Here is a 12,859-nt window from a genome sequence, read left to right on the forward strand (position 1 = left end):
AGCCTTCAGTATTCTGAAGGCTTTTTGATTATAAATTTTTAGAATTATTTTCAGGAGTATAGTCCATAAAAATATCCCCATCCAGCTTAATCGATTTTACTTTATTTTTTACAGGAATCGTAAGAACTGCCTGTTTTTGATTTTTCTCCCATAATGAAGGTGTAAAATGAAGATTTTCAATTCCTCCGTCGTCATAAGTTATTATAGCATCAAAAGGAATTGCAAAACCTCCTACATTATCAATATTTACTGTAAGCAATCCGTTCTCCTGAGTTCCTTTTGTAATTTTGAGATCTATATAATTGTTTGTATAGAACCAATTATTCCAGAACCAGTTCAAATCTTTCCCTGATCCTGTATTCATAGAATTAAAATAATCCCATGGAATTGGGTGTTTTCCATTCCAATTGTTCATATAATGGTGTAATGCTTTTTTAAACAGATCATCTCCAAGATAATCTTTTAAAGCCAGATAAGACAGAGATGCCTTCACGTAAGAATTATTCCCATATCCTGCTCCACTTACCTGTGTACTCATGGTAATAATGGGCTGATCCTGTTCGGCAGAAGGATCATTGATCCATTTCTTTACCCTGAAATTTTTATAAAAATCCTTTGCTTTAGCTTCACCATTCTCATCAATTCCAATCAGATATTCGAGGGTTGTTGCCCAACCCTCATCCATAAAAGCATATCGTGTTTCATTGATCCCCATATAAAAAGGAAAATAGGTATGAGCAATTTCATGATCTGCCGTTAATCTCGCATCTTCAAAATTATCCGGAATACTGTTATCATTAATCATCATTGGATATTCCATATCAGCATATCCCTGAACAGCAGTCATTACAGGGTATGGATATTCCACGCCCGGCCAGTTTTTAGAATACCAATCAAGGTTATAACGCATCCAGTCTACATAATGTTCAAAATCTTTAGCACCTGCTTTGTATGCAGACTGCACACTTGCTCGTTTTGTTTTGAGCTGAACACTTGCCCCATCCCATACATAATGATTACTCAAGGCGAAACAAAAATCCGTGATATTAGCGGCTTTGAATTTCCAGGTATTCCACTTATTCTGCTTAGTTACCTTTCCTGATTTCATTTCCTCCTGGCTTGCAATATGAACAACCTGATCGCTCCTCAGAGATGTCTTGTATCTTTTTAAATAATTAGGCTGTAAAACAGCTTCGGGATTGAGAAATTCTCCCGTTGCCCAAACCACATAATTTTTGGGTGCAATGATTGCAAAATTATAATCATTAAAATCATTGTAGAATTCTTGCCTGTCCGAATGTGGCAGCATATCCCAGCCATTATAATCATCATACACTGAAATTCTTGGGAAAGAATAAGCAACATAAAATGTTTCAGGATCAATCTGTCCTTCTCTTTCACTTTTTACAGACAATGGATATTCCCACTCTATTTTAATTTCTGATTTTGATTTCGATTTAATAGCGGTTTGCAGCTTTACACTTGCAACAGTTCCCCAATCATCACTGTTTATGTTATATTTTTCCCCATTTACAATAAAAGATTTGATATGCAATCCTGAAGATAGAAAGTCTTTGGACACAAAGCCTGATCTCGGAGCCTGCGGCTTATGAAGGTTATTGACAAACCTTATGGCTAAAGAGTGTAAATCGCCGGGGCTATTGTTACTATAAGTAATCGTTTCTTTTCCGGAAACGATTTTTGTATTATCATCTACTTTTACTTCTACATTGTATATCCCTTTGTTCTGCCAGTAATTTTTACCCGGAGCCCCGGAAATATCACGCGTCCCATTTTCATATGCTTTTTTTACATTTCTTGGTATGTATAGTTCTTGTCCTGAAAAATAGTGTGCTGAAGCAACCATTAAACATCCAAAAAGCAATCTCTTCATATCTATTTTTTAAAAATAAGTCTCAAAATTAGGTAAAATGTAACAGAGAAATATAATTAATCACCGCACAGATGCTGATATTAGCAAATTTTAACGTATGTTTTTTACATCCACCCTCGTTTATCAGTTTTTTTGTTGTTCTGGCACTATTAACACATAAGCTAATCCAATCCCTGAGAGGAATTGGATTTGAAATTAATTTTCCGAATAAAGAAGATTAAATTATAATGAAAGCTCTGCAATAACCGGAAAATGATCCGAAGGATACAGCAGGTTTTCTCTTCTGTCATTAATATGCCTGTGAGATTTTATTTTCATTCCCTTTACAAAAATATAATCAATTCGGTCTTTAGGAATTTCATTGACATTAAATCCGGTGAATGTCCCTTTTGGACCATAGTGTTGGGTTTCAGAGTTATAAAAACTATCCTTCAGATTTTGGGAAATAATCTTTATAGGTTCACTGTTGTCTGTTAAATTGAAGTCTCCACTTAAAGTTAAAGGCAGATTTCCAGGATTCAATTCTTTTATTTTTTTAAGAATCAACTCCGCAGATTTCACTCTTGCAACATTTCCAACATGATCAAAATGAAGATTCATTGCTAAGAATTCTTTTTTAGATTTTCTATCTTTAAAAACTGCATATGTACATACCCTGTTGCATGCCGCATCCCAGCCTCTGGAAGGCTTATCCGGTGTTTCCGAAAGCCAGAATGTACCGGATTTCACAACCTGTAACCTTTCATTATCATAAAAAATAGCTGAAAATTCACCTTCTTCTTTTCCATCGTCCCTGCCCACACCGACATAATTATAATTTTGCAATCCTTTTTTAAGGTCTTTCATCTGTTCTGGCAATGCTTCCTGAACCCCAAAATAATCCGGATGATAATACATTAATAAATCCTGTACATCTTGCTTTCGTTCTGTCCATGCATTTTCCTTATCAGATTCTACCTGTAATCTGATATTGAAACTCATAACTTTAAGGTTTTGTGAAAACCCTATAACAAAAAACAAGACAAACACAATTGAAAATCTAAAACTCATAATCACCTATTTTAAATAATAATTAAACAAAAATAAGGCTTCTCTACCAGAGAGAAGCCTTAAAACCATGATTATATTGTTAATTTTCTGTATTCTTTTTTAAAACAGAATTATTATTCCTTCGTTAATTTAATTTCCTTTTCACCCTGAGTAATCGTCATTGTTTTCTTGTCTTTAGCAAATGTAAAAACAGACTGCCCGAAAAGAAACTTATTATCTCCGTTGTATTCAAGAGGAAATTGTGCATCTCCACCGGCCTGGCCGAAAAGCTGTCCGTTTTTTACTTTAAATGTCAGCTTTAATGGAATCTCTTTGCTTCCAAATGTCCCTGTAAAATCTTTAGGATCAATTTTATCAATTTTCTTGGTATCTGTTACAGAAGCAGAATTGTTTTTCGGATTGATATCGGGAATCTGAGAATTAGGATCCACCTTTACCTCTTCGATTTCCTTAGCAGATTCAATTTGAAAAGTCCATTCTTTATTACGTTTCCAAACCTCAACCGGAAGCTTTACAATTTGTGTTGTCCCGTCTTTAAATCTTACCTGAACTGTAGTTGGCATAGGTAATTGCCCCAGGTTTTCTACCGTAATCTGAGCTCCATTTTTAAAGTCACCACTTATATATTTTACACTTTTAACGGATTGATCAATTTTCCATTTATTAAAGAACCATCCTCGCCAAAACCAATTAAGCTCTTCACCCGAAACGTTCTCCATGGTATGGAAAAAGTCCCAGGGAGTAGGATGTTTGAAAGCCCAACGATCTATATATGTTTTAAATGCTTTATCAAATTTTTCAGGTCCAAGGATTGACTCTCTCAAAATGCCTAAGCCCATACCCGGTTTGAAATAAGCAAGAACTCCGATACTGTGTTCTTTCATATTATCCGGTCCTACCATAATCGGTTCAAAATTATCGCTCATCAGATAACTTCCTGTTTGTGCAATATTTTGTTTTTTGTAATACTCCCCTTTATTGAAGGCTTCAGTAGAAAGCTGATTAATGAATGTATTAAAACCTTCATCCATCCAGGCAAATAACCTTTCATTAGATCCCACAATCATCGGAAACCAGTTGTGTCCGAATTCATGATCCGTAACTCCCCAAAGATCATCTCCCTTGGAATCCATATGGCAAAACACAATACCCGGATACTCCATTCCACCTTCATTACCCGCAACGTTTGTAGCTGCAGGATAGGTATATTCATACCATTTCTGAGAATAATGTTCTATCGCAGCTTTCGTGTATTCGGTAGATCTTCCCCAGGCTTTTTCACCTCCACTTTCAGCCGGATACGCTGATATTGCCAAAGACTTCTTGCCACTCGGCAGATTAATTCTTGCCGCATCTAAAACAAATGCAGAAGATGATGCCCATGCAAAATCCCTGGCCTGTTCTATTTTAAACTTCCATGTTTTCGTTCCTGAAGATTGATTTTTACCTATCTCCGATTCAGGGCGGATCATTACTGTTTTATCACTATTTCTTGCCTGTTCCCAACGGTTATTTTCCTCCTTGCTATACACTTCTTTCCCATTAAGAAGTTCCCCTGAGGCAACAACATAATGATTAGCAGGAACGGTTATACTGGCATTGATATTTCCATATTCCAGATAAAACTCCGAAGCTCCCAGATATGGCAACGTGTTCCATCCCAGAACGTCATCATACACACACATCCTCGGATACCATTGTGCAATCGTAAAAACTTTACCATTTTTAGTTTCCTGTACTCCCATCCTATCAGAACCATATTCAGGAGAAATAAATGAATAATCAATACTAATTTTCGCTACTCCTCCTTTTGCCTTCAAAGCTTTTGGTAAATCAATCTGCATTCTGGTGTCGGTAATCGTATATTTTACATCTTTACCATCAAGTTTTACCGATTTAATTTTGTAACCACCCTCCAACTTTTCTCCATGGGCTCCATTTCTACTTCCTGAAATAGGAACTACCGCATTACCCCGGGAATCCTGATTAAACAAATTCTGATCGAGCTGAAGCCAAAGAAAACTCAGCTGATCCGGGCTGTTATTGGTATATTTTATTTCAGCAGTACCGGTTAACTCATTTTTAGTGTCATTTAAGCTTATGTTAAGATTATAGTCTGCAGAATTTTGCCAATAAGCATGTCCCGGCTGTCCACTTGCAGAACGGGTTTCCGTGCCTGTTTGTGGATAGAAAAACGGCTTAAATGCCTCTACATAATCATATTTAGGTGTTTCCTGAGCAAAAGCAGATCCTGAAAACAGAAAAACCGCTATCGCAGAAACAAAGGTTGATACTTTACACTTCATTTTAAAAATTTATAAACTTACTTAATGGATAGGTAAAAAAAATCCCGGAATTGTTACAAATCCGGGATTTTTTAACTTATTTTGAATTAATTTGATTTTTTAGACTTGATCATTGCCTCCAAAGCATCCCACATTTCCTGAGGAATATCTTCCAACATATTAAACTCTCCTGCTCCTTGCAACCATTCACCACCATCTATAGTAACAACCTCTCCGTTCATATAAGCAGAATAATCCGAAACGAGGTAAGCTGCTAAATTAGCCAGCTCCTGATGCTCTCCGACTCTTCTCAACGGAACTTTTTTTCTCATATCGAATTTCTCCTGGAGATCTCCCGGCAATAATCGATCCCATGCTCCTTTTGTGGGGAAAGGTCCCGGAGCGATTGCATTAAAACGTATTCCATATTTTGCCCATTCTACCGCTAAAGACCGAGTCATTGCCAAAACTCCTGCTTTAGCACATGCGGAAGGAACAACATAAGCAGAACCTGTCCACGAATAAGTCGTTACAATATTTAAAACAGTTCCGGGAGTTTTGGAATTTATCCAATGTTTTCCTACGGAAAGTGTGCAGTTTTTCGTTCCCTTTAAAACAATATCTAAAATAGAATCAAATGCAGAATGTGTTAATCTTTCTGTAGGTGAAATAAAGTTCCCGGCAGCATTATTAAGCAAAATATCAATCCTTCCGAACTCCTTTAATGCGGCTTCCTTCATAGCTTCCACTTCATCCCAGTTTCTCACATCACAAGCCACACATAGCACTTTTCCTCCTGTTTCCTCTTCCAGTTCTTTGGCCGTTCCTTGTAATTTTTCGATATTCCTTGAAGTAATCACCACTTTAGCGCCCAATTGAAGAAAATATCTGGTCATTGCTTTTCCCAAGCCGCTTCCTCCTCCCGTTACAATAGCTACTTTATCTTTTAATGCGTCTTCACGCAACATTGGTTGTGTATACAGATTCATACGATTTAATTTTTCCTAAAAATAATAAATATTCAACGGATAAAGCTCAGAATAAGTTTATAAATAAATGTTATAAATAATTGTTCTTTGTTTTTTATTTAATTTTACCACTCTAAAATTTATGCATCCATGAAAATATCAGGAACTCCATTTCTTTTATTCTTCCTGTTTTTTAGCCTTAATTATAACGCTCAAAAATTTGAAAAACTAGCTCAATATGTAAATCCTCTTATAGGTACTGAAAAAATGGGACACACCTATCCCGGAGCCACTTTTCCTTTTGGTTCCGTACAGCTCAGCCCTGAAACAGATACCATTTCATATGAACTTAATGGAAAATATAATGGAGAAGTCTATAAATACTGTGCTGGCTACCGCTACGAAGACAAAACCATCGTCGGTTTCAGCTCTACACACTTTAGTGGAACCGGGCATTCTGATTTAGGAGATTTTCTAATGATGCCTACTGTTGGAAAACTTCAGTTTAATCCGGGCACCGCTTCTCATCCGGAAAGTGGTTACAGAAGCAGGTTCTCTCATCAGAATGAAAAAGCAGAAGCCGGTTACTATAAAGTGAAACTGGATGATTCTAATATTTTGGCAGAGCTTACAGCTACTACAAGAGTGGGAGTTCAGCGATATACTTTTCCAAAGTCTGATCAGGCCCACATTATTCTGGATCTGATGGCCGGAATTTATAATTACGAAGGAAAGAATGTCTGGACATATGTTCGGGTAGAAAATGATCATACCATTACCGGATACAGACAGACTAATGGTTGGGCAAGAACCAGAACAGTATACTTTGCGATACAGTTTTCAAAACCATTCAAATCATACGGCCAGAAAAATTATGATGGGAAGCAAGTGTATGGAGGATTCTGGAGAAAATTCGACCAGACTAAAAATTTCCCGGAAATAGCCGGAAAAAATCTGAAAATGAATTTTGATTTTGACACCTATGAAAATGAGGCCATTGAGGTAAAACTTGCTTTATCCCCGGTGAGCCAAAAGAATGCTCTTGATAATCTGGAGAAAGAAACAGGAAATTTATCTTTTGATCAGGTAAAAGCCCAAACACAGGAAAATTGGAATAAAGAGCTGAATAAAATCATCATTAAAGGTTCCGATACCGAAAAGACCAATTTCTATACCGCCATGTACCATACCTTTATTAATCCAACAATATATATGGATAGCAATGGAGAATACAAAGGTTTAGATCAGAATATTCATAAAGCAGATGGTTTTACAAATTACACTACATTTTCCCTCTGGGATACCTATCGGGCATTACATCCCTTATTTAATATTATTCAGCCTAAACGAAATAATGACATTGTAAAATCCATGATGGCCCACTATAACCAGTTCTCTTTGAAAATGCTCCCGATCTGGTCTCATTACGCCAATGAAAACTGGTGCATGAGTGGTTATCACAGTGTGAGTGTTGTTTCAGATGCTATCATCAAAGGTGTTTATACCGGTGATGCAAAAGAAGCGCTCTATGCCTGTGTTGCAACAGCAAATAAAAGGGATTATGAAGGAATTGGGCAATATATTGATTTAGGATATATTCCTGCTGAAAAAAGCGGGACTTCTGTGTCCAATACTCTGGAATACGCCTATGATGACTGGGCAATTGCTCAACTGGCAAAACATTTAGGAGAAACAGAAATTTACAATCAATTTATTACACGTTCTGAAAACTGGAAAAATAATTTTGATAAAAGTATTGGTTTCATGCGGCCCCGTTTAGCAGATGGAAGTTTCAAAAAGGATTTCGATATTCTGAGTACTCACGGACAGGGATTTATTGAAGGTAATTCGTGGAATTATAGCTTTTTCGTTCCACAAAACCCCAATGAACTTATTACCATCATGGGAGGAAAGAAAAAATTTGCATCCAAACTTGATGAATTGTTCACGATGCATTTATCCGATGAATTTTTTGCCGATACTGAAGACATTACGAGAGAAGGAATCATTGGAGGATATGTCCATGGTAATGAACCCGCTCATCATGTAGCTTACCTGTATAACTGGGCTGGGCAGCCATGGAAAACACAATCCCAGATTCGCCATATTCTTGAAATGCAATATAAAGCTACTCCTGATGGATTAGGCGGAAATGATGATACAGGACAGATGAGTGCATGGTATATTTTAAGCTCACTCGGATTTTACCCGGTAGCTCCGGGTTCAGAAGATTATGCGATTGGAAGCCCGGCAGTTGATTACGCAGTACTTAATCTGGAAAATGGAAAAACGTTTGAAATTGAAGCAATTAATCAGAGTCCACAAAATGTATATGTTCAAAAGATTCTTTTAAATGGTAAAGAAATTAAAAACTTTACTTTAAAGCATTCCGATATTATAAAAGGTGGAAAACTCAGTTTTTATATGAGCGGCAAAGCAAAAAAATAATCAGTCTGCAGATTTACAAGATCCGTTTTTCGAAACAAAAATAAAAAAAGACTACAGTGAGTAGTCTTTTTCTTTATTATATACACAGCTGGGTTTTCAATCTTCCAACTTACTCCTCAACTTCAAAAAGTAATCGCTCACCAAATTTTTCGTCAGCAATTTTTCCATTATCGAATACAAGATTCCCATTGACAAATGTCTGGGTAATTTTAGAATGAAAATTCATACCTTCTAAAGGACTCCAACCACATTTATAAAGAATGTTTTCTTTATTTACTGTCCAGTTTTCATTTAAATCCACCAAAACCAAATCTGCTTTATATCCTTCTCTTATAAAACCTCTTTTCTCTATTCTGAAAAGAATTGCGGGATTATGGGACATCTTTTCAACGATTTTTTCCAGAGAAATTTTCCCATTCCTGAAATTTTCGAGCATTACATTTAATGAATGCTGAACCAACGGTGCTCCGGATGGACATTTTGTATAAACATTTTGTTTTTCTTCCCAGGTATGAGGAGCATGATCGGTAGCAATTACATCAATTCTACCATCTAAAAGAGCTTCCCAAAGTCCGTCTTTGTCCTTCTGAGTCTTTACTGCCGGATTCCATTTAATTAGACCTCCTCTTGTTTCATAATCATCGTTGGTAAATGTTAAATGGTGTACACAAACTTCCGCGGTGATCTTTTTATCTTTTAAAGGAATGTCATTTCTGAACAAGGCTGTCTCTATAGCTGTTGACAGATGGAAAACATGGAGTCTCGCTCCTGTTTTTTCTGCTAATTCGATGGCTTTGGAGGAAGATTTATAACAAGCTTCTTCACTTCTGATGAGATGATGAAACTTAACAGGAATATCTTCTCCATATTGTTCTATGTATTTCTGGGTATTTGCTCTTATCGTTGCTTCATCTTCACAGTGAACAGCAATCAGCATTTTTGTATTGCTGAAAATATTTTCAAGGGTTTCAGGATTATCAACCAGCATATTCCCTGTAGAAGAACCTAAGAATAACTTGATTCCCGGAACATTTCTCGGATTGGTTTTAAGCACCTCTTCAAGATTATCATTAGTCCCTCCCATCATAAATCCGTAATTAGCGTATGCTTTTTGGGATCCTATTTCATATTTATCCGCCAACAATTCCTGCGTTACAGCGTTAGGTACAGTATTCGGCTGATCAATAAAACTGGTAATCCCACCTGCAATTGCTGCTCTCGATTCACTTTCAATATCTCCTTTATGAGTTAACCCCGGTTCACGAAAATGCACCTGATCATCAATCACCCCTGGTAAAAGATATTTTCCGGAGCCGTCAATAATCTGATCTGCTTCATCAGAAATATGGGGTTGTATTTTAGAAATTAAATCGTCTTCAATTAAAATATCGCTTTCAAAGATTTTTCCTTCATTTACGATAGTAGCATTTTTGATAAGGGTCCTCATTTACTTTTCTTTAGACTTTATATTCCTTACAAAATTAAGGTTTATGAATGAATTTTAATATCCCTGATAAAAAATCAATTTCTAAATATTTACATTTGCAAGAAATTTCGCATTTTGAAAAAACTTCTTAACGAAACTATTATCTATGGAATAGGGGCAATTATGCCGAGAGTGATTGTAGTATTGCTGAATTATTTATTCATTAAGCATATTAATGTTAATGATTTTGCCATCTTCACCAATCTGTATGCATTAATTTCTTTTGTTAATATTGTTCTTTCTTTCGGCTTCGAAACGGCTTACTTCAGATTTTCCTCCAACAAGAATGACGAGCAAAAAGTCTTTAATACCTCTTTTTGGTTTTTAGCCACTTTATCTCTTGTCTTCCTTATCTTAGTATTGCTTTTCAACCAGCCTATCGCCGATATTTTTGGCTATTCAAAGACTCCTGAATTTATACGATGGTTTGCATGGATTGCTTTTTTTGACAATCTTCTTGTCATTCCTCTGGCATGGCTGAGGTTCCATAACAAACCAATAAAATATGCTGCTGTAAGGGTAATTCAGGCAGTATTTCAAAGTATTTTTGTAATTGCTTTATTTTTATACATTCCTGACACGATCAGCTCCAAATTTGGGCTAAGGGAAAAAGTAACTTATCCGTTTTATAGTAATTTAGTCGCAAGCTTTTTGGGATTTCTTCTGGTTTTTCCCATTATTCTGAAGCTTAAATTCCAATTCTCTAAAGGTCTTTTCCTTCAGATGATCAAATATTCCTGGCCGATAATGATTGCTGGTCTTGCATTTATGGTGAATGAAAATTTTGATAAATTTATTCAAAAATTCATTATTGATGACAGCTCAGCAGGAGCCTATGGGGGATGCTACAAGATGGCGGTACTCATGACGCTGTTTGTAACGGCATACAGAATGGGAATCGAACCATTTTTCTTCAAACAAATGCAAAATGAAAATGCAAAACTAACCTATGCGAAAGTAACTGAATATTTTTCTTTTTTTGCCTCCATCGTTGCATTGGGAATCATTGCGAATGTATCATGGATAAAGCTTCTTCTGGTTCCCAATAGTTCTTATTGGATCGCCATCAACATTATCCCTATTATTGTAATTGCCAACTTGTTTTTCGGAATATATTATAACCTTTCAACCTGGTATAAAGTAACAGACAGAACACGTGTAGGAACATATATTTCATGGACCGGAGCTATTCTTACTATTGTTTTGAATCTTGTGCTTTTGCCTAAATATGGCTTTATGGTTTCGGCATGGGTAACGTTAACTGCTTATTTTACCATGATGGTACTATCTTATTTCCTGGGCCAAAAATATTATCCTATCCCTTACCGAATGAAAAAAATCGCGTTTTTCATATTACTTTTGGGAGTTTTCAGTTATATCATAGCAAATGTATCCGACTATAACTTCTGGATCGGAAACCTATTGTTTTTGTTCTACACAGGAATTCTATTATATACTGAGAAAAATATGTTATTAGCAAGAATGAGAAAAAACTAAACTTTGGTCTCTATTTTGATGCTAATGAATTTGAAAAATTAAACAAATATTTAATATAATACACCGTTTCAATACTATGGCTTTATTTATGAACAAAAGCCATCAGATTAAAAACAACTAAAAATACCCTAATATAACTTATGAAAATTATCGTTCCAATGGCTGGACGTGGTTCCAGATTACGTCCACATACCCTAACCGTTCCAAAACCTTTGATTCCCATTGCCGGAAAACCAATTGTACAAAGGCTTGTAGAAGACATTGCTAAAGTTGCCGGTGAAGAAATTGAAGAAGTAGCCTTTATTATCGGAGATTTTGGCCCTGAAATTGAAAAATCCCTGATCCATATTGCAGAAAAACTAGGTGCAAAAGGAAGCATATATTATCAAAATGACCCTTTGGGAACGGCTCATGCCATTAAATGTGCGGAAGACTCTATGCAGGGCAATGTAGTTATCGCGTTTGCTGATACTCTTTTCCGTGCGGACTTCCAGCTTGATAAGAATTCAGATGGTGTTATCTGGGTGAAAAGTGTAGAAGATCCTTCTGCATTTGGTGTTGTGAAATTAGACAATTATGGTTTTATTACAGATTTTGTTGAGAAGCCAACAACCTTTGTGTCCGATCTTGCCATTATAGGTATTTATTACTTTAACAGTGCTGAGAAGTTAATGGATGAAATCAATTATATCATGGATAATGATATAAAAAATGGAGGAGAATATCAGTTAACAACTGCATTGGAAAACTTAAGAGCAAAAGGTGCCAAATTCACTTTAGGAAAAGTAAATGACTGGATGGATTGTGGAAACAAAAATGCTACGGTAGAAACCAATAGCAAAATTCTTGCTTACGAAAGAGAAGAGATGTCTCAATATCCATCTTCGGCCGTTATCGAAAACTCGCTGATTATCCAGCCTTGCTTTATCGGTGAAAATGTAAAGATTTCGAATTCTAAGGTAGGTCCCGGGGTTTCATTGGGTAACAATACTATTATTGTAAATTCTAATATTGAAAATTCATTGATCCAGGAAAACACAAGAATCAACCATGGAAACCTGTCTAATTCTATGATTGGTAATTCAGCACAGTATTTTGGAGTTGCCAGAGAAATTTCTTTGGGTGATTATTCTGTTTTAGATTTTCTATCTAAATAGTTATAAGAAAAGCAGCAATAAATAAGATATATTCAAACCACACAAAATGTTTTGTGTGGTTTGGCGTTAATATT

The 12,859-nt window shown here is 36.0% G+C and carries 8 protein-coding genes; 3 read left to right on the forward strand and 5 right to left on the reverse strand.

Going from position 1 to position 12,859, the window contains the following annotated elements; all coding sequences use genetic code 11:
• Window positions 1-28 precede the first annotated feature (28 nt).
• The 4 genes from G9C87_RS19590 to G9C87_RS19605 form a co-directional block, all read right to left on the reverse strand.
• Window positions 29-1,894 (reverse strand): M1 family metallopeptidase, encoded by a 1,866-nt coding sequence (locus tag G9C87_RS19590; protein ID WP_172284313.1) that lies wholly within the window; start codon window positions 1,892-1,894, stop codon window positions 29-31.
• A 222-nt stretch (window positions 1,895-2,116) separates the two neighbouring features.
• Window positions 2,117-2,944, reverse strand: coding sequence for an endonuclease/exonuclease/phosphatase family protein (locus tag G9C87_RS19595; protein WP_172284314.1), 828 nt, complete (start codon window positions 2,942-2,944; stop codon window positions 2,117-2,119).
• Window positions 2,945-3,057: 113 nt separating this feature from the next.
• Window positions 3,058-5,250: a M1 family metallopeptidase gene (locus G9C87_RS19600; RefSeq protein WP_172284315.1), complete on the reverse strand. Its 2,193-nt coding sequence runs from the start codon at window positions 5,248-5,250 to the stop codon at window positions 3,058-3,060.
• An 86-nt stretch (window positions 5,251-5,336) separates the two neighbouring features.
• The gene (locus G9C87_RS19605) at window positions 5,337-6,218 is read right to left on the reverse strand and encodes an SDR family oxidoreductase (protein ID WP_172284316.1); all 882 of its coding nucleotides are present in this window, start codon (window positions 6,216-6,218) and stop codon (window positions 5,337-5,339) included.
• A gap of 129 nt (window positions 6,219-6,347) precedes the next feature.
• On the opposite strand from G9C87_RS19605, the gene G9C87_RS19610 reads away from it, so the two are divergent.
• On the forward strand, window positions 6,348-8,645 hold the full coding sequence (locus G9C87_RS19610) for a GH92 family glycosyl hydrolase (RefSeq protein ID WP_172284317.1): 2,298 nt from the start codon (window positions 6,348-6,350) through the stop codon (window positions 8,643-8,645).
• A gap of 109 nt (window positions 8,646-8,754) precedes the next feature.
• Here the strand turns inward: G9C87_RS19610 and G9C87_RS19615 are convergent, their stop codons facing one another.
• The gene (locus G9C87_RS19615; RefSeq protein WP_172284318.1) at window positions 8,755-10,092 is read right to left on the reverse strand and encodes a dihydroorotase; all 1,338 of its coding nucleotides are present in this window, start codon (window positions 10,090-10,092) and stop codon (window positions 8,755-8,757) included.
• A gap of 114 nt (window positions 10,093-10,206) precedes the next feature.
• On the opposite strand from G9C87_RS19615, the gene G9C87_RS19620 reads away from it, so the two are divergent.
• Together G9C87_RS19620 and G9C87_RS19625 are read left to right on the forward strand one after the other, a co-directional pair.
• Window positions 10,207-11,628 (forward strand): lipopolysaccharide biosynthesis protein, encoded by a 1,422-nt coding sequence (locus G9C87_RS19620; RefSeq protein ID WP_172284319.1) that lies wholly within the window; start codon window positions 10,207-10,209, stop codon window positions 11,626-11,628.
• 140 nt (window positions 11,629-11,768) lie between these two features.
• Entirely contained in the window at window positions 11,769-12,785 is a 1,017-nt protein-coding gene (locus G9C87_RS19625) for a sugar phosphate nucleotidyltransferase (protein WP_172284320.1), read from the forward strand.
• Window positions 12,786-12,859 lie beyond the last annotated feature (74 nt).

Source organism: Chryseobacterium sp. LAM-KRS1 (genome assembly GCF_013184525.1).
GTDB lineage: Bacteria > Bacteroidota > Bacteroidia > Flavobacteriales > Weeksellaceae > Chryseobacterium > Chryseobacterium proteolyticum.